The organism is Microcoleus sp. PH2017_08_TRC_O_A (assembly GCF_020738665.1).
GTDB lineage: Bacteria > Cyanobacteriota > Cyanobacteriia > Cyanobacteriales > Microcoleaceae > Microcoleus.
Genome location: NZ_JAEQCE010000026.1, coordinates 1 through 19,238, shown reverse-complemented (window position 1 = coordinate 19,238; position 19,238 = coordinate 1). Strand labels below are relative to the sequence as shown.

Here is a 19,238-nt window from a genome sequence, read left to right as displayed (position 1 = left end):
AATAAGCTTTTATTGATTTAACCGCAGAGGGCGCAGAGAGCGCAGAGAGAAAGAAAGAAATAAAGGAGAGAAAAATAGCAGAAAGAAAACTATCAAGATATTCGCAGTCTATTTTCTTCCTTCTTCCTTCTTCCTTCTTCCTTCTTCTTTCTTCCTTCATTTGCTTTCTACGGTGCGGGTTTCGGGAATTGATGTCGGTACTAAGTCGGGAAAGTATTCGGGCATGAAATGCTGTCCGCCCGGTTTTGCACAGCCCAGTTCGGGTTCTAATACTGGGAGAGATTGTTGGTAGTTTGGATCGCCGCTTTCTGTGCTTTCTGCCGGGAGCCAGTTTAAGAAGGGGAGGGGTAGCAGTGTGGAGAGGTTGGCGATGACTACTAGCAGCCAGAGGTTGTCGAAATTGCGATCGGTAATTCCGAGCCAGTGTGTCAAAATTGCACCGCCTTCGTAGGAAATAATTCCTGCTAAATTGGTGACAGACATCAGCACTGCAAATAAGGTTGCTTCGACGCCTGGAGGACACAACCGCGCTGATAGTACCAGCACGGGCATATAGGCAATTTGTCCGATTACTGTCAGGATCAGGCTGTCTCCGATGCTGAACCATTGGTCGTCAATTCCTAATGCTCGGTTGGCATGAGTTACTAATAATAATGTAGTCATGCCCAAGGCACTTGCAATGACTGTTGACCAGCCGAAAATGACTCGAAATGGAATTGCTTTGAGGTAGCGCTGAAACAGCCAAATGCCAACGAGGGCGGCTATGCTGGTGACGAGGCGCACTCGTCCGAGAAATTCTGGCTGAAAGCCTAATTCGTTGGTGCTAAAAAAGAAGAAGGCGGAGTCCGAGCTTGGTGTGGATTGCCACAGAAATAGAAAGGCGGTGGGCAACCAAATTGTTTTTTCGGCAACAGCTTGCCGCAGTTGTTTGAGTTGGTCTTTTACTGTTTCAAAGTCGGTTCTTTTGTTGACTTTTTCTTCGGTAATTAACCAGGCTGTTGTTGATACGATTAGCGGGAAAGATGCAGTGATTAAAAAGATGGTGTGGGTGCTGAAGTGTTGCAGCAGGGAACCGCTGAGGTAAGCGGTAATTAGTCCGCCAATGGCTGATGCGCCCCAAGACAAGGATTGCAGGGAACCGGCGTCGCTAACTGTTTCCTTTCTCGCTCTTTCTACTACTAGGGAGTCGGCGATTACGTCGCTGACGGCTAGTGAAACGGAACTTAGGGCGATCGCCCCTGTGGCCGCTAAGGGCGTGTGTACGACTGTGGCCATCCCCACCCATGCTGCCGTTCCCAACAGCCCCGAGAGGACGATATAAGGCCGTCTGCGGTAGCCGAATATGGGCAACCCGTCGGACATGAAGCCGAACAAGGGTTTGATAATCCAAGGTATGGCGACGACGCCCAGCATGGCTGAGACTTCGGCGGGAGTCATGCCGAGTTCGTCTTTGAGGAAGAAGCTGACGGCTAAGCGGGCTAGTCCGAGGATGCCTTGGACGAAATAAATCAGTAAGATGGCTATGAGTTCCGGGGTTGGCTCATTCCCGAAGAATACTTTTTCTTTTAAGGATTCTTTGAGTTTGCTGGCGCCAGAGGGGGAAAGGAGCATTTGAGCAATATTTCTTAATGAATCTCAATATTTATAACACATTCTTAATGAATTGACAGTTGACGGTTGTGACGGTTGTCAGTTGACGGTTGACAGAAGTCCAAGGGAAGCAAGGGTTTCAGCAATTAGCACTTGGACGATCGCCAGGAGAGCTTGCTACGATTGTAATTAATCTGAATTTAAGGATTTTTTGTATCAATGAAAGCAGAAATCAGAATTTTCTCTCTGGCAGTAACTTGGATTTTAGGAGCGGGGGCTCATTTAGCCTTGGCTTTACCTGTTGCTAATCAGCAAGGAGATTATACGGGGCTGCTGGCGAGACAGCGGGGCAACAGGCAGGTGAATTGGGTGGTTGTTGACTCGGATTCTCAAGGGTTAAATTGCCGGATGGCTCAGCGATTTAGATCTGTTTCTGTAGATGCTCTTGATGCACCAGATGAGTTATTTGAAAAAAATAAACATAATGTTTCGCAGTGGCCTGTGGTGACCACTTTTCGGCGGGGACAGCGCTTGCAAGCGGTGACTGGAAATAATGCTAATCAAATTATGATTGCTGACTCTCAGGGTAAGCCTTGGTTGCCGATTTCCACGGATAAGGGTAATTGTTTTGTGCGGGCGAACAGCCGTTTTGTTAAACCGATTCGTGAAAATCCTACTACTTTGAAACCTTTGGAATAGAGAAATGAACCGCGAAGGCGCGAAAAACGCGAAGGAAGAGAAAGAAGAGAAGGAGTTTTGTATGATTATTCATCCTAATAATGTCCCAGAAAGTACAGGCTCAAATTATCCTCAGCAATTTAAATCTGCTGTTGCGGGAAGAGTTAAAAAACGCTTGGGTGATGCTGCGGGTTTGCAGAATTTTGGGGTAAATTTGGTGAGGTTGGCGCCGGGAAGTTGCTCTGCTCTTCGACATTGGCACTCTCGTCAAGATGAGTTAGTCTATGTTCTGGAAGGGGAAGTTACTCTGATTACAAATTTGGGTGAGCAATTGCTAAAATCGGGTATGGCGGCAGGTTTTCCGGCTGGAGATGCTGACGGGCATCATTTGGTGAATCGCTCGAATGCTGATGTTGTTTATCTGGAAATTGGCGATCGCACTCCTGATGATTCAGCAAGTTATCCCGATGATGACTTAATCGCGAAAGCGGGCGATAATGGTTGGATTTTTACGCATAAAAACGGCGAGATTTACTAAATATCAAGGGTTATTAGCCCCCTTCAGGTGCGGGCGGATTGTTTTTATGGAGAGGTTTAAATCCCCGTCTTAAAAACCTCGCACTCATCTGTCAACTGTCAACTGTCAACTGTCAACTGTCAACTGTTTATGAGTCAAGTTAATCTTTGGAGTTCTGCGGAACACGCTTTGTGGTATCTTGCTAAGGCTGATGGTATTCCTCACCGCACTGAGGGTGAGGCGGTTTTGTTGGAGGAAGTGCCGAAAGATGTCAAGCGGATTCTGGATGTGGGTACGGGTGATGGGCGGTTGTTGGGTTTGCTGAAGTGCGATCGCCCGAATGTTGCATCTGTGGCGATCGACTTTTCGCCAACTATGCTGGAAAAAGCCCGCATTCGCTTTGCTGATGACAATACTGTCACGGTAATCGAGCACAATTTTGACGCACCTCTGCCGGATTTGGGCAAGTTTGATGCGATCGTTTCTAGTTTTGCCATCCATCACGTAGAGGACGATCGCAAACGTTCGCTTTACGCCGAGATTTTCGAGCTTTTGGAACCCGGAGGCATTTTTTGCAATTTGGAGCACGTAGCGTCCCCAACAGAGGCTTTGCATGAGAAGTTTCGAGAGGCACTGGGTATCAGCAAAGAGGGTGAAGATCCTTCTAATAAATTGCTGGATGTGGAAACACAACTGCGCTGGTTTAGAGAAATTGGTTTTGACAATGCAGACTGTTATTGGAAGTGGCGGGAACTCGCTTTATTAATTGGGGTGAAACCAATCGCATCGCAATAATATTAGTTCGATAGTAAGGCGTGCATCTGCAAGCAAATATGCGTGTAGGGGCGAAGCATGACCGCAATCAATATGAGATTATAACTAATAACTTATATGCGGTCATGCTTCGCCCTCTTCAAAAACCAGATGCACCCGACTGTTCGGACTTTAGTCCTCTAAATCTGCGGACTAAAGTCCTCACTACAAACCGTTTTTGTCGCTCGAAGTCGAGACTCGCTGTGTCTGATAATGAACCTGCACCGCATTTGCACCTCCTTTCTAGCTTTGAATTGGGATGGAATGGTTTGAATCTGATTTATGAGCTAGAACCTGCTGACGAAATGCCGGAAACTGATTTAGAACACCACTTTATTCTCATCGCTGAAAATGATTTTCGGGCGAGTTTTATGTTGAATGGAAGTTTGCAAGAGGTAGATTACGCCAGCGGCGATATTGCGATTATTCCTGCTACTCAAACTATTCCGAGAACATTTGTCGATCGCGAAGTTCCATTAATTGAGCTGTTTCTCGCCCCTGAAATGCTGGCGCGCGCTGCTTTTGACTCTGTGGATGCAGATAAAATTGAGTTGGTGCCGCAGTTGCATCTACGCGATCCGTTAATTCAGCATATGGCGCTGGCTTTGAAGCAAGAATTAGCAGCCGGAGGCGCAGACAGTCGCCTGTATGCAGAGTCAATGGCAACAGCGCTTGCTGTGCATTTGCTGAGGCGTTATTGTTCTTTTACTCCTGAAATTAAAAACTATACGGGCGGGTTGTGCAAGTATCAACTAAGGCAAGTATTCAATTATATTGAGCAAAATTTGGATGGTAATTTGAGTTTGGAAAATCTGAGCAGTGCTGTGCAGATTAGTCCGCATTATTTTGCAAGTTTGTTCAAGCAATCTACAGGATTTACACCCCATCAGTATGTGATGAAATGCCGCATTGAGAGAGCAAAGCAGTTGCTTCGGCTGCGGGAGTTGACACTTGTAGAAATCTGCCACCAAGTCGGATTTCAAAGTCAAAGTCATTTTACCAGAGTGTTTCGCCAACAGGTTAAAACTACTCCAAAGGCTTATAGAGATGCGCTTTGAAGGTTGGGAAGATTAGGACATTTTTGGGAAGATTTGGCAAGACAGCGGCCACGGGCGATCGCTAAATTTAGTATGTACTGAGTTCGTGTCCTGTTAATTACTGGCAATCATAAGGTTTGGTTCGTAGTGAGGACTTTAGCCCTCTCTTTGATGCGGACTAAAGTCCTCACTACGAACCAATTTTTTCATGGTGTTCGATCGGACAGGATATGAGAATTTATTGTAAGGATTCATCACGGATGAAAGGTAGTAAATTTGCTGTGGAAGGATGGAGCATTGTTGGTTTTTCGGCGCTGACAATTGGGATTATGCTTGCTGTGATTTGGCTGATTTACGGTGTTGATGAGACAGCGATGCGGTTGGCGATTCGAGCAACTGCTCGTACTTCGTGTATCTTATTTCTATGTGCTTTTGTGGCTTCGTCACTTCGCAGGCTGTGGCCCAATATATTTACACAGTGGCTGTTAAAAAATCGCCGCTATTTGGGGCTATCGATGGCTGTGTCGCATACGTATCACGCGATCGCCTGGACTGGCTTGTGGTGGGCCACTTCTGGCGCGTCGCCCGGGTTTGACCCTCTGGGGATCTTGGGCTACGTGTTCCTGTTTGCAATGACTGTAACATCTTTTGAGCGATCGGCAGCATGGATAGGTCAACGGGCCTGGAAGATTCTACACAATGCTGGAATGCACTATTTCTGGCTGGCTTTTACCTTTGAATTCGGTATCAAGATTGTTAAATCGGCGATCGTATATTTACCTTTGACAGTGTTGCTAGTTGCAGCAATGATGCTCCGCTTAGTTGCTCCGAGAATACAGAGAAAATTAGTTGGTTAGGACTTCGATCATCTCCTGTATCCTTTAATAAAACTGGTTCGTAGTGAGGACTTTAGTCCTGATTTCTGAGGACTGAAGTCCTCACTAAGAACCAGTTTCATCTGCTTGGTGTGTTAGTCCTGTGAATTAAATTAAATCCGGTACTTTAGGTTTAATTCGCCGCTCGTACCAGTTCATTAACGGGGTGGCGCTAATGCCGTGCACAATCACAGAAATTACGATCGTAGTAAAAGTAATCCAGGCAATTTTCTCGGCAGTTTCGCCTTTCAAACCGTGACCGAAAGCATAGGTAAGATAATAAATTGAACCGACGCCCCGAATGCCGAACCAACCGCACAGCAAGCGACTGGCGGGATGCAAGCGACCGCCGATCGTACTGATCCAAGCTCCCACAGGCCGAATCAAAAAGATTAACAATCCAGCTATTAAAAGGGCGTAGCTTCCATGTGCAACGAGAGCTTCTAGGCGCAACATGGAACCCAATATTAAAATTGTTCCTACTTCCATTAACTTTTCTATGCGCTCAGTAAAGTGCAGTTGGGAAAGCGGTTTTTCGGGGTCGCGGTAACTGCGCTGCACTACAATTCCTGCTACAAAAACTGCGAGGAATCCGTAGCCGTTGACTACTTCGGTGAGGGAATATGTGAGCAGAATTGTGCTGAGAGCGATGAAATCTTCCATTAGTTCGTCGGCGGGCCTGTAGCGTTGCAATCGGCGATCGATCCAAGTGACGGCTTTGGCTACTAAAATGCCCATCACGATACCTGCGGAACCCGCCCAAAGCAAGTCAACTGCCACCCACTGCGAAAACCAGTTCGGCCAGTTGTTATCTTTTAGCGCATAAATGCCGAAATAAACAAAGGGAAAAGCTAAAGCATCGTTCAAACCGCCTTCCGATGTTAAGCCAAAACGCAATTCATCGCGATCTTCTATATCAGCTATCTGAACTTCTGAGGCTAAAACTGGATCTGTGGGTGCCAGAATTGCTCCTAGTAAAATGGCAGGGCCCCAATCTAATTTCACAAACCAATGAGCGATCGCAGCAACAGCAAAAATCGAAATCGGCATTAAAAAACCGAGCAGCCGCGCGGTGGAATTCCAGGCCCAAAGTTGTAGCGGGCGATTCATTTTTAAGCCGCAACTAAACAGAGACACAATAACTACAAATTCTGTGAGTCTTTCTAAAAATTGAGCATCGGGGCGCAATTCAACCAGCTTGACGCCGTAGGGCCCCAATCCGATACCGACAATTAGATAAATTAAGGCATAAGATACCGGCAATCGCGAAATCCATCCGGAGCCCAAGGTGACGGTGAGCAGGAGGATGCCAATCACTAGCAAATTTAGAATGTAATGATCTACCATAGCGATCGCACTTTTAATCAGCTTTAACAAGTGCAATCTTGACAGATAAAAGCTTCTGGCACATCCGCCACCAGCTAGAGTCTGCTATCCTCCGAAAGTTATATTTATGAGTTATTAGTTATGAGTTATTAGTTATTAGAAACAACAACAAACACCAAACCTAAGACAAATAACTAATGCCCTATGCCCTATGCCCTATGCCCCATGCCCCATGCCCAATAACTACCGACTTTTTTCCGTAGAGATGATGTGCAAATCTACGTGTTTGAGCGATCGCACTAACTGTTGAGTCAAAGAACCCCGAAACAGCAATTTCCAGCGTGATTGCTGGCTTTCGCCGATCACAATTTGAGTAATCCGATACTGTTTAGCTACCTCAGAAATTGCTTGTGCGATATTCGGACTTTCCACCCGCAGAAATTGGCCGTTAAATTCTTGGCAAAGCTTCTGGCAAGTTTCAACGTGCAAGCTTTCGGATTTTGTTAAGAAGCGATCGGGAGCATCCACAAACAAAGCATAAAATGGGGCATTCATGTAGTTCGCCAGCCTTGCACCCCGCCGCAGCAGTTGCAAGGAATTAGGAAAAGTCGATACGCATACTAAAACTCGTTCGTGAATGTTGCAAGATTGACCTTTTAAAGTTGCTGCATCGTCTTCAACACTATCTGCTACCTCCCGCAGCGCCAGTTCTCGCAATGCGATTAAATGACGGCGCTGGAAAAAGTTTTTTAAAGATTGTTCTATTTTTTCAGGAGCGTAGATTTTGCCTTCTCGCAACCGTTCTTCTAAGGTTTCGGGCGTGACATCAATAACGACTATTTCGTCAGCTTCTTCGAGAATGCGATCGGGTACTCGCTCTCGCACTACAACTCCCGTAATTCTCGCTACTAAATCGTTGAGACTTTCTATGTGTTGAATGTTGAGGGTAGAGAAAACATCTATCCCTGCTTTCAGAATTTCTTCGACATCTTGATATCGTTTTTCTCGCAGAGAACCGGGAACGTTTGTATGAGCCAGTTCGTCTACTAATGCTAGTTGAGGGCGGCGTACTATTAGGGCTTCAGTATCCATTTCGGTAAGTGCTTTTTCGCCGTGCAGCATTTCTTTTCGCGGGACTATTTCTAGTCCTTCGCCTTTAGCTGCTGTCTCTTTCCGCCCGTGAGTTTCTAACAGTCCAACGGCGACATCAATGCCTTCAGATTTGAGTCTGTGCCCTTCTTCCAGCATTCGGAAAGTTTTGCCGACACCGGGGGCCATTCCGATAAAGATTTTGTGCTTTCCCCGGCGGTGAGGGCGATCGTAACCGCGATTTGGTTGGGCGTAAATTGCGTCGGAATTGTTACTGAGTTCGCTAGAGTGAATCATCGCAGTTGGCAGTTGACAGTTGACAGTTGACAGTTGGCAGTTGGCAGTTGGCAGTTGATAGTTGACAGTTGACGGTTGACGGTTGACAGTCAATTACCGATTACCAATGACTACTAAGAGGGCGGGCATGGGGCACCGCCCCTACCTGACTAATGACTAATGACTAATGACTATTCACTACTGACTGCTGACTACTGACCACAGAGTATTATAAACCGTCGAGAGCCACATTTAGTTTGAGGACGTTAACTCCCGGTTCGCCGAAAATACCGAGAAATCTGCTATCTGTATTTTTGGCTACTAACATTTCGACTTGATTGAGATTGACCGATCGCACTTTTGCTACCCGTTCAATTTGCGATCGAGCTGATTCTACGCTAATGTGCGGGTCGAGGCTAGAACCGGAAGTGTAAACTAAATCCGCAGTCGGTTTGATACCAACTAAATTGAGGCGAGCCAACTCAACTTCTACCCCCTGAAAACCATCTTTTTCATTACCTCGCTTCACCAGATCCGAGTTGCTAGGAGCAAGATTGCTCGCTCCCGAAACGCCCGTTCTCTGACTTAAATTTTCTGCCTTTGTGGGGTCGTAATCTATTGCCGCAAAGCTGCTGTAATTTGTGGTACTGGGGCGACCCCAAAAATATTTATCCGAGCCGAAAGACTGACCGATTAACGATGAGCCGACTACAACTCCTTGGTTGGTAATTAAACTGCCGTTTGCTTGGGAATTGAAAGCAAGTTGACCGATTGCGAGCAGGATTAAGGGATAAATAATCGCTGTGATTCCCCACAAAACTAAAGTAACGCGAATAGCTCTGATTAATTCTCTCATACATGACCTCAATGAAGGAAGTTCGGCAACGGATTGTGTAACGGATTGTGTAACGGATGTCATGAAAAACTGGATGCCCGAAACCGGATTTTTGCGAAAATATTTGGTTTAGCCGCCAGATTCGGTAAAAAACCCGGTTTCTAAGGTTGACAATGGAAATGCCTAAAATCTTTCTGGCTGAAAAATCACGACAAACAAATAAACTGCTAGCCCAATAATTACTAAACCCAAAAGACTTAAACCCCACGCCGCTTTTTTGGTCAAACCTTCATCCGCAGCCGCATAAACCGCGGGTGCAATTATCAAGTTAAAGCACATTACCAGAAATAGCTGCACCGGGATTGGGTGGCGCGATCGCAGCATTTTCGCTAACTCAATTGTTTCTTGAAAGTCTCTGGGTAAAACATCATTCAGCAAATCATTCCGTTTCATGAATTCTCCTTTGTTGGGAACTAAATATCTGTCTTTCTCTTAGATTTTTTGTGGGAAAATCGAGGCATAGCCTCTGGATATGCGTTCCCAGGCAGAGCCGGGAAGAGTCATCCGTTACATCCGCCCTGCGAATCGGTAGTCGAAGTTTTTTATGCTAACCCGATCGCAGCAATGAAAACATCGATAATTTTGATGGCGATAAACGGCGCAACTGCTCCGCCCAATCCGTAGATTAAAATGTTCCGCTGCAACAGTTGATTGGCACTTAGTGGTCTAAATTTGACACCAGTTAGTGCCAGGGGAATCAAAGCGGGAATAATCAAAGCATTGTAAACTAATGCTGACAAAACCGCCGATTGACCGCTGGCTAAACCCATGATGTTTAAAGCGCCGACGGGAGCAAACATTGCGGGAATAATTGCGAAGTATTTGGCGATGTCGTTGGCTAGCGAAAACGTAGTCAGCGCGCCGCGAGTAATTAGCAATTGTTTGCCAATTGTCACTAAGTCAATCAGTTTTGTGGGGTCAGAATCTAAGTCCACCATGTTTGCAGCTTCCTTCGCCGCTTGGGTTCCGGAATTCATCGCCAAACCTACGTTTGCTTGGGCTAGGGCGGGTGCGTCGTTGGTTCCGTCTCCCGTCATTGCTACTAATTTACCTTCGGCTTGTTGCTTGCGAATTACTTCGATTTTGTCTTCGGGAGTTGCTTCGGCGATGAAGTCGTCTACTCCGGCTTCGTCGGCAATTACTGATGCTGTAATTCGGTTATCTCCGGTGAGCATGATGGTGCGAATTCCCATTTTTCGCAGTTGGTCAAACCGATCGCGAATTCCGGGTTTAATCACATCTTTCAAATAGATAATTCCGTAGGTGTCGCTACCTTGACAAACGCCTAAGGGTGTGCCTCCAAATCGCGAAACTCGCTCGTAAGCTTCATCGAGATCCGGGCCGAAATTGCCGCCGCGCGATCGCACAAAACCTTTAACCGCATCCACCGCACCCTTGCGAACTTCCGTACCGTCGGGTAAGTCCGTACCAGACATCCGCGTTTTTGCGGAAAAATCAATGCCTTCAGATCCTTGGGAGTTGGTGCGATCGAACTCCACCTGTGCGCCCAAATTCTGAGCCAAACGGACGATCGACTTTCCCTCGGGAGTATCGTCAAAAACGCTCGCAGTCAGCGCTACCTGCGCCACTTCTTGCAGCGAATGACCATTTACGGGGATGAACTCCTCGGCTAAACGGTTGCCCAGCGTAATCGTTCCCGTTTTGTCCAAAATCAGCGTGTTCACGTCGCCGCAAGCCTCCACGGCGCGTCCAGAGGTCGCTATCACGTTAAATTGAGCGACGCGATCCATCCCCGCAATGCCGATCGCACTTAACAAACCGCCGATCGTTGTCGGGATCAGCGCCACCAGCAGCGAAATCAGCGTTACCACGCCCACAGGAGTTTTTACATAATTGCCGATCGGCGGAATCGTTGATACCACAATCAAAAACACCAGAGTCAGCACCGCCAGCAGTACCGTCAGCGCGATCTCGTTCGGCGTTTTCGAGCGTTCAGCGCCCTCCACCAGCGCGATCATCCTGTCCAAAAACCCCTTACCGGGGTCGGCCATCACCCGCAGCGTCAGTTCGTCAGAAAGGATGCGCGTACCGCCGGTGACGGAACTGGCGATGTCCGAACCCGGTTCCTTAAGCACTGGCGCGGATTCCCCGGTGATCGCAGATTCGTCTACGGATGCGACACCTGCGATCACTTCGCCGTCGGAAGGAATGACATCGCCTGCGATCACTTTAATTTGGTCGCCGCGTCTCAGGGATGTCGAACTAACTTCTTGAATTGAACCGTCTGGTAAGAGTTTGCGGGCTGTGGTATCTGCTTTTGTCGATCGCAGTGCATCCGCTTGCGCTTTCCCGCGCCCTTCGGCTACCGCTTCTGCAAAATTAGCAAATACTAAGGTGAAGAACAAAATAAACGTGACTAAACCGTTGAAAACTACCTGATTTTTGCCGGGAACCGGGCCGAACAGCGTGGGGTCGATCGTTAATAATGCAGTCACAATTGTGCCTACCCATACCACAAACATCACCGGGTTTTTCAGCATCACCCGAGGATCTAGTTTGATAAAAGCTTCTTTGAAAGCTCTTTGATAAAGGCCTTTAGTATTTGCTTTTGGCGTATGTTTGCGAGACTCGCGAGAGCCTCTGGAACGGGGATTTTTTGGGGAATCGGGGGTATTGGAAGTAGCCATAATTTGGAATTTTAATGAACCGCAGAGGACGCAGAGAACGCAGAGAAAGAGAATAGTGAGGTTGATGTTTTTAGCTATTGAGGTTGAGCAGTTGGTGTTGCTAAAGGTGTTGTGGGTGCAGTTACGGGTGCGGCTTCAAACTTGCCGCTGCTGATTTCATATCCTTCTGCGATCGGCCCTAAAGCTAGGACTGGGAAAAATGTCAGCGCGCCCAAAATGATGATTACTCCTGCGGTGACGCTGGTGAACAAAATTGAATCGGTTCTGAGAGTTCCCGTTGTTTCTGGAACCAGTTGTTTGTTCGTCATGCTATCAGCTAACAGCAGCAAGGCAATAATTGGAACGTAGCGCCCCATCAGCAAGCTAAAACAAGTGCTTAAATTCCACCAAAGTCCGGTAGTTGCCGGTTGAGAGTCGGCCAATCCTTCAAAACCAGAACCGTTGTTAGCCGCCGCTGAAGCGTATTCGTACATCACCTGCGAAATGCCGTGAAATCCTGGGTTGCTGATGCCGCTCAAGCTGTCGGTAAGGGCGAGGGTAATGGCGCCGGGGATTAAAACTGCGATCGGGTGAATCAACAAAACAACGCTAGCTAAAACAATTTCCCGCTTTTCAATTTTTCGTCCCAAAAATTCCGGCGTTCTCCCCACCATCAATCCGGTGAGAAATACGCTCAAAATGGAGTAAATAAATAAGTAAGCCGTTCCCGTTCCCTGTCCGCCCCAAACAATTTGGAGAAACAAGTTAAATAAAGTAGCAAAACCCCCTGGCGGCATTAAAGAATCGTGCATTCCGTTGACAGCCCCGCACATTGTCCCAGTCGTAGTGACAGCCCAAAGTACAGTTTCTGCCCAACCGAATCTAACTTCTTTCCCTTCTAAGTTTGGTTGCACGGAACCGAGCAAACTATTAATTTGGGGATTGCCTTGATATTCGCCAACTGCTGCAATGCCGATCAAAATTACATAGATGGCAAACACCATCCCAAAAATCAGCCATCCCTGCTTTTTATTGTTAGCAAATCTGCCGTAGGTGTGAATTAGTGCTGCTGGTATAGAAACCATTGCTAGTGTTTCCAGCAGGTTAGTAAAAGGGTTGGGATTTTCAAAAGGGTGAGCCGAGTTAATGGCAAAGAATCCGCCGCCGTTTTCTCCCAGTTGTTTGATGCTTTCAAAGTGAGCTACTGGGCCGCGAGCAATTACTTGCGTGCCGCCTTCTAAGGTACGCGCAACTGCTGGGCCGGCTAGGGTTTCCGGCACTCCAGAAATTAGTAAGCACAAGCCAATTATCAAAGAAAGTGGCAGCAGAATCCGGGTGATAGATTGAATTAAATCGATATAAAAGTTGCCGAGGGGGCGACCTGTCAGTCCCCGAATAAAGGCAATTCCTACTGCTAAACCCGTGGCTGCTGAGGTGAACATTAAAAAACCCAGGGTTAACTGGGATAAATAACTGAATGTTGTCTCGCCTGAGTAATGTTGTTGGTCGGTATTTGTGAGGAATGAAATAGTTGTATGCAGCGCGGTATCCCAGGTTGGTGCGCTGAGGCTGGTGGGATTTAAAGGCAGCAGTCCCTGAAGCATGAAAATCAAGAATACAAATATGCCCATTGCTGCATTGCTGTATAATAGCGATCGGGCATACTGCCAGCCTGTCATGGAATCTACAGACCGAATATTGCTGGCTTTATAGATGAGTTGTTCTAGTGGTTTAATTGCGGGGTCGAGAATGGTTCGTTCTCCCATGTACACCCGTGCCATGTAGTTGCCGAACACGGGCGCGATCGCGATTAAAATGATTAGGGTTAATGCAATTTGAATTAAGCCTTGTAACATAAGTGTGTTAAAAATTCCTCGTTTAGTGATTACTTTACTGAGGTTTGGGGTTGTTGATAATCTGTCTTAAGGTATAAGTTACTGTTTATAAATTATGCTTTTTTTACCTATACTTTTACTGATAGGCGAATGTTTAGCCAATGTATTAAATCTATACTTCCAGGTATAAATGCTGTCTAAACGCTGTTTTTTGCGCCAAAATGTAGTTGATATTTTAATACGGTTTACTTAACGCTTTTTGACGAATTTACGATCGCGATTTTATAGGCGATGCAGGCATTTTCCATAAATCAGATTGTTTTTAAGTTAACTGTATTGGTTGATATTTTACAAGCTTAAAATGGATTAATTAGAGATGTTTGACAGCTTATTGAAAATTCCCAAAATTTTGGTGTTTCAAGAAAAGTATTTGCGCGGAAGGTGGTCGATCGCAATTTTATTCGCGATCGTTATAGCACTGGAATTTACCACGCCGTCAGAATATCTGTTTGGGTATTTGTATACAGGGCCGATTTTACTGGCAAATTCGCGGTTGAGTCGGTTGGGAAAGTTGCAAATTACGCTGTTAGCAGCAGCATTGACGCTGTTGAACTTGTTTGTTCCCTATGGAGAAACGATCGCCCTAGCGACTGTTGCAAATAGGGCGATCGCAGTTATGGCCTTGGGAGTCACGGGATATTTGAGCGATCGCACCCAGCAGTATCAAGAAGCGATCGCGATCGCCAAAGCGCAGTTGCAATCTCAGCAGCAGCTAGCCAGCATCCGAGAGGATTTTGTCTCTACTTTGAGTCACGACTTGAAAACGCCGATGCTGGGCGCAATTGAAACAATCAAAGCTTTTCAGGGAGCAAACTTTGGGGAAGTGACTACCAGCCAGCAAAAAGTTCTCGAAACAATGGCGCGATCGCAAAAAATGTCACTACAATTAGTAGAAACGCTGCTGGATGTTTACCGCAACGATGCCGAAGGTTTAAAACTGCAACTTGCGCCCGTAAATTTAGCAGCTTTAGCAGAAGAAGTAATTGCCACACTCATCCATTTATCGGCAGCGCGCCGAGTTTATATTAGTATAAGTTACGGAGAGTCTGACTTTCGCCGTTCTTTGTGGGTAAACGGCGATGAAGTGCAACTCCAGCGCGTTTTTGTTAATTTGCTAACAAACGCGATCAACCATTCTCCCCGAGGTGGTAAAGTAGAAATAGTCATGGAATCTTACGCAACCGATCAGGTGGTGAAAGTTATCGATAGCGGGTTGGGAATTACTAGCGATGAGCTGCCCCAGTTGTTTGAGCGTTTTTATCAAGGAAATGGCGATCGGCAAGCCAAAGGATCGGGATTGGGGTTATACTTATCTCGCCAAATTATTGACGCCCACGGCGGTATAATTTGGGCAGAAAACAAATTGCCTTTAGGTGCCTTGTTTGGATTCCGACTACCAGCTATCTCTGCCAATGAAACCTAATTCTCCCTTGCGAATTCTCTTAGTTGAAGACGACGAACTGTTTCGGTTGGGACTGCAAACCAGATTGCAGCAAGAAAGTTCCTTGCAAATAATTGCCGAGGCGGAAGATGGAGAAACGGCGGTAGAATTGACTCAGGAACACTTGCCGGATGTGGTGGTTCTTGATGTCGGTTTGCCGGGAATTGGTGGCATTGAAGCGTGCCGCCAAATCAAACAGAGACATCCAGAAATTCCGGTTTTAATTTTAACATCTCACGCCCAAAAAACGTTAATTGAAAGGTTGATGGCTGCGGGAGCCCAAGGATATTGTCTCAAGGGAATTGCGGCAGAAACTTTGGTTTTGGCAATTCGATCGGTAGCGGCGGGCGCTTCTTGGTGGGACAAGGCCGCAACTGCGGAAATTCGGGCGGTTTTTAGTAATCCCGAACCTGTCAAAAGCGCGAGTAAATGGGAAGTTTTAGACAATCCGCTGACTCCGAGGGAACAGGAAATATTAGCCTTAGTTGCGGGCGGGAAAAGCAATCAGGAGATTGCACAAATATTGTACATCGCTCCGGGGACTGTGCGGGTGCACGTCCACGCGATTTTGCAAAAGTTAGAAGTGCGCGATCGCACTCAAGCAGCAGTGCTCGCTATTCAGAAAGGATTGGTAGCAGAGGAACTGTTAGGCAGTCAATCTTAAGTCTGGTAGTTTATAATGATAGACAAAACCTCGATCGCTAAAAACTATGGGTTTTATCAATCCCAAACTATATTTGGCCTTCACGAAGATATTCTGTTCTAACAAAAGCCGAGAAATTTTGATGAGTTTTTTGAACGCTATGCTTTATGCAGGCGAATCTGCGATCGAAGATTTAGAAATCATCCCTCCTTATTTATCTGCTGAGATTTTTGGAAGTAAAGACACTTATTTAGATGTCAAAGCTAAAATTAATGATGGCAAAACTGTGATTGTCACAATCCAAGTTTTGAACGTGGCAAAATATCGTAAGCGAGTTTTATATAATGCTGCTAAAACTTATGGAATGCAATTAAATCTAAGCGATAGCTATTACAGACTCAGGCCAGTAATTGCTTTGAATATCACTGATTTTGAAATGTTTCCCAATCAATTGGAAGTAATTTCGAGATTTGCCTTCAAAGAAACACAAAGACTATTCGATTGTCCCGATAGCGAGATTGAGTTGGTGTTTATCGAACTGCCAAAATTCAAAAAGGAATTGTCGGAGTTGACAACGCTGACGGACAAGTGGATTTATTTTGTCAAAAATACCAGTAACCTAGAAACTGTTCCCGATACAATGGTTGCGGTGCCAGAAATTGAAAGAGCTTTTCAGATTGCTAACGACACGAATCTGAGTCAAAAAGACTTAGATGAATTGCAAAAACAAGAGTTTTGGATTCAAGATCAACAAGGGGCGATCGATCTAGCGGCTCAGCAAGCTCTAGAACGAGGCATGGAACGAGGCATGGAACGAGGCATGGAACGAGGCAAGTCAGAATTAATAGTCCGGAATATTAGGAGGCTAATTGGTGAAATTTCTCCAGACATTCAGACGCAGATATGCGAGTTGAATCTTGAGAATTTGGATGATTTAGGAGATGCGATGTTTGATTTTGAAAGTGTTTCAGATTTGGTGACTTGGTTGCAGCAACATTCCCGAAATTTTACGGATGACATTTAATATCTGAGTTTGGTATATTTGGCATATATTTAAGTTATCGACGGTCATCAAACCAGAGGTGTTTTGTGCCAAATTTTATCAATTCTGTTATGAGTTCGATCGCCTTTTTCGACTCTGCCGTACCCGATATCCAAATTCTTCACAAGGGTATCAAACCGGGGACAAAAGTAATTATCCTCGATCGGGCGCGGGATGGAGTATCACAAATCACCGCAGCGCTAGCGAGTCTCCGCAATATCACCAGTATTCATATCATTTCCCACGGCAGCCCCGCGAGTTTGCAGTTAGGCGCGATCGATCTAAACTTGACAAATTTAAACTTTTATGATGAAAAATTGCAGCAATGGTCGCGATCGCTGGCAGAGAGTGCAGAGATTTTGCTGTACGGGTGCGATGTGGCGGCGGATGATGCGGGCGTTAGTTTCGTACAGCAAATCAGTCGGCTAACAAAGGCAAAAATCGCTGCTTCCAGGGGGCCGATCGGCAATTCAGCTTTAGGCGGAGACTGGGAACTAGATTATACAACTGGGTGGGTGGAGTCGGAGTTGGCGATCGAGTCAGCCACAATGGCCGCTTACCAATTTGTGTTCGGCTTACAACTTTTGGGACAAGCAGGATTTCCGGCAAATACAACTTTTGGAACACCAACAACTCAGGTAGGTGGACTGTCGGGCCTTACCTACGCGGGAAGCAACACTTACTACGCTATCTCCGACGGCCGCAATATTCCTGGTGGCAGTCCCGGCCCATCTCGCTTTTACACCCTCACTATACCTACTGTGAGTTCCGGTAGCTTGACACCAGTACCAGGACAAGTGAATTTTACAGGGGTGACACAGATTGGCAATCCGCCTCCCTTTGCCGCAGATACATCGGATACAGAGGGCATTGGCTTCATCGGCGGCAATGTCTTCGTCTCTTCTGAAGGCAATTTCTCGACAAATACCCAGCCTTTTATTAATAGTTTCGCCATTGCAACAGGAGTTCAAAATTTCGCGCTGCCTATTGCTTCTCCCAAATACGACGTATCAGCAGATCCTAACAGCGGCATCCGCAACAATCAAGGTTTTGAAAGTCTGACGATTACTCCCAGTCAAAGTTTTCTATTTACAGCAACAGAAAATGCTCTCGAACAAGACGGCCCTGCTTCAGATATAACGGCTGGCGCGCGATCGCGAATTGTCAGATATAACTTAGGTACAAACACCACAAACGGAGAATTTCTTTACAATACCGATCCGCGCAACGGCATTTCAGAAATGCTGGCCGTTGATGATAATACACTGCTGGTTCTCGAACGTTTTCTCGACTTATCGACAACACCGCCGTCAGGGGATTTGAAGCTTTATCAAATTTCTTTAAACGGTGCGACAGATATTCAAAACAATACCGGTTTGATTGCTTCTGGTGTTGCTAGCATTACACCAGTATCGAAAACTCCGATCGCCACTTCTGCTTATTTCCTCAGTACAGGCACTCCGGCACTGGTTGACAATTTTGAAGGGATGACATTTGGGCCTCCTCAAACAGCAACTGGGAAACGAACGCTAATTCTTGTCAGCGACAACAATTTTGCCCTTCCCACCAGATTCGCAGCGTTTGCAGCCAACAACGCACCCGTACTCAACAACAGCGGTTCGCCGGTACTAACAGCAATTAACGAAGATGTACCTTCTGCCAGCAACACTGGCACCTTAGTTTCTGTTTTAATTGCAGGAATAGTTACAGATCCCGACACCGCCGACACTCAAGGAATTGCTGTGACGGCGACAGACAATACTAACGGCAGTTGGCAATATTCTATTGATAGCGGTGCGACTTGGACGGCATTCGGTACACCGTCAACAGCAGCAGCGAGACTGCTAGCAGGCAATGCCAGTATCCGCTTTCTTCCCAATAATGACTACAACGGTAGTGCTAATATCACCTATCAATCGTGGGATGGAACGACGACTAACTCTAGCGGTACTACCCTCACGAATGGGGGGACGGCTGATATTTCAACTGCTAGCAGTATTGGGGGTTTAGCAGCTTTCAGTACGGCCAGCGAGACTGCAACAATTACTGTTAATCCTGTCAACGATGCACCGTCGTTTGTCAAAGGGCCCGATCGCACTGTCAATCACAGTGCTGGCCTGCAAACCTTTCCTGGATGGGCCATAGCCATTTCTCCAGGGCCGGTCAACGAGTCAACACAAACCGTCAACTTTCAAGTCGTGGGAAATGACAATCCCGGTTTGTTTAGCGTACCACCGGCGATCGGCTTTTTCGGACAACTGACTTTTACCCCCGCCACAAGTGGAACTGGCAAGGCTAATATCACTCTCAACCTCAGAGACAACGGCGGTATAGCTAACGGCGGCATCGATACTTCGGCAAACCAGACATTTGTAATTAATATTACCAACAGTCCGCCGATCGCCAATCCCGACACATACAAAGTCGAGCACGATCGCGTGTTGACCGGATTTCCATCCGTTTTATTCAATGACTTCGACCCCGACATTTTCGA

At 46.4% G+C, this 19,238-nt stretch carries 16 protein-coding genes; 9 read left to right on the top strand and 7 right to left on the bottom strand.

The features are described from left to right. Positions 1-156 precede the first annotated feature (156 nt). Positions 157-1,611 (bottom strand): folate/biopterin family MFS transporter, encoded by a 1,455-nt coding sequence (locus tag JGK22_RS11030; protein WP_293182782.1) that lies wholly within the window; start codon positions 1,609-1,611, stop codon positions 157-159. Positions 1,612-1,809: 198 nt separating this feature from the next. On the opposite strand from JGK22_RS11030, the gene JGK22_RS11025 reads away from it, so the two are divergent. The 5 genes from JGK22_RS11025 to JGK22_RS11005 all read left to right on the top strand — a co-directional run bounded on the left by JGK22_RS11025 (position 1,810) and on the right by JGK22_RS11005 (position 5,492). Continuing rightward, positions 1,810-2,289, top strand: a complete 480-nt coding sequence (locus tag JGK22_RS11025) for a hypothetical protein (RefSeq protein WP_293182780.1) — start codon at positions 1,810-1,812, stop codon at positions 2,287-2,289. A 4-nt stretch (positions 2,290-2,293) separates the two neighbouring features. Next, complete coding sequence (locus JGK22_RS11020; RefSeq protein WP_293191898.1) at positions 2,294-2,806, top strand: cupin domain-containing protein; 513 nt, start codon at positions 2,294-2,296, stop codon at positions 2,804-2,806. 129 nt (positions 2,807-2,935) lie between these two features. After that, the gene (locus JGK22_RS11015) at positions 2,936-3,580 is read left to right on the top strand and encodes a class I SAM-dependent methyltransferase (RefSeq protein ID WP_293182776.1); all 645 of its coding nucleotides are present in this window, start codon (positions 2,936-2,938) and stop codon (positions 3,578-3,580) included. A gap of 221 nt (positions 3,581-3,801) precedes the next feature. Further along, the gene (locus JGK22_RS11010; protein ID WP_293182774.1) at positions 3,802-4,656 is read left to right on the top strand and encodes an AraC family transcriptional regulator; all 855 of its coding nucleotides are present in this window, start codon (positions 3,802-3,804) and stop codon (positions 4,654-4,656) included. Positions 4,657-4,895: 239 nt separating this feature from the next. Then, the gene (locus JGK22_RS11005) at positions 4,896-5,492 is read left to right on the top strand and encodes a ferric reductase-like transmembrane domain-containing protein (RefSeq protein WP_293182772.1); all 597 of its coding nucleotides are present in this window, start codon (positions 4,896-4,898) and stop codon (positions 5,490-5,492) included. A 126-nt stretch (positions 5,493-5,618) separates the two neighbouring features. On the opposite strand, the gene JGK22_RS11000 is transcribed toward JGK22_RS11005, so the two are convergent. The 6 genes from JGK22_RS11000 to kdpA form a co-directional block, all read right to left on the bottom strand. Continuing rightward, entirely contained in the window at positions 5,619-6,887 is a 1,269-nt protein-coding gene (locus JGK22_RS11000; RefSeq protein ID WP_363319199.1) for a sodium:proton antiporter, read from the bottom strand. Positions 6,888-7,079: 192 nt separating this feature from the next. Continuing rightward, entirely contained in the window at positions 7,080-8,222 is a 1,143-nt protein-coding gene (locus tag JGK22_RS10995) for a universal stress protein (protein ID WP_293182816.1), read from the bottom strand. Positions 8,223-8,430: 208 nt separating this feature from the next. Continuing rightward, positions 8,431-9,057, bottom strand: a complete 627-nt coding sequence (gene kdpC, locus JGK22_RS10990; RefSeq protein WP_293182770.1) for a K(+)-transporting ATPase subunit C — start codon at positions 9,055-9,057, stop codon at positions 8,431-8,433. Between the two features lie 162 nt (positions 9,058-9,219). After that, the gene (gene kdpF / locus JGK22_RS10985; RefSeq protein ID WP_293182768.1) at positions 9,220-9,489 is read right to left on the bottom strand and encodes a K(+)-transporting ATPase subunit F; all 270 of its coding nucleotides are present in this window, start codon (positions 9,487-9,489) and stop codon (positions 9,220-9,222) included. A 149-nt stretch (positions 9,490-9,638) separates the two neighbouring features. Beyond that, positions 9,639-11,744, bottom strand: coding sequence for a potassium-transporting ATPase subunit KdpB (gene kdpB, locus JGK22_RS10980; RefSeq protein WP_293312871.1), 2,106 nt, complete (start codon positions 11,742-11,744; stop codon positions 9,639-9,641). A 74-nt stretch (positions 11,745-11,818) separates the two neighbouring features. After that, entirely contained in the window at positions 11,819-13,579 is a 1,761-nt protein-coding gene (kdpA, locus tag JGK22_RS10975; protein ID WP_293312869.1) for a potassium-transporting ATPase subunit KdpA, read from the bottom strand. A gap of 355 nt (positions 13,580-13,934) precedes the next feature. On the opposite strand from kdpA, the gene JGK22_RS10970 reads away from it, so the two are divergent. The 4 genes from JGK22_RS10970 to JGK22_RS10955 form a co-directional block, all read left to right on the top strand. Next, positions 13,935-15,041 carry a HAMP domain-containing sensor histidine kinase gene (locus JGK22_RS10970; RefSeq protein WP_293182762.1) on the top strand — a complete coding sequence of 369 codons (1,107 nt, stop codon included), beginning with the start codon at positions 13,935-13,937 and terminating at the stop codon, positions 15,039-15,041. Beyond that, a complete protein-coding gene (locus JGK22_RS10965) occupies positions 15,031-15,723 on the top strand; it encodes a response regulator transcription factor (RefSeq protein ID WP_293182760.1) in 693 nt (230 codons plus the stop codon). The genes JGK22_RS10970 and JGK22_RS10965 overlap by 11 nt, the downstream gene beginning before the upstream one ends. A gap of 46 nt (positions 15,724-15,769) precedes the next feature. After that, a complete protein-coding gene (locus JGK22_RS10960) occupies positions 15,770-16,726 on the top strand; it encodes an Rpn family recombination-promoting nuclease/putative transposase (RefSeq protein ID WP_293312866.1) in 957 nt (318 codons plus the stop codon). 65 nt (positions 16,727-16,791) lie between these two features. Then, the coding region (locus tag JGK22_RS10955; protein WP_293312864.1) for an esterase-like activity of phytase family protein at positions 16,792-19,238 on the top strand (2,447 nt) is incomplete at its 3' end.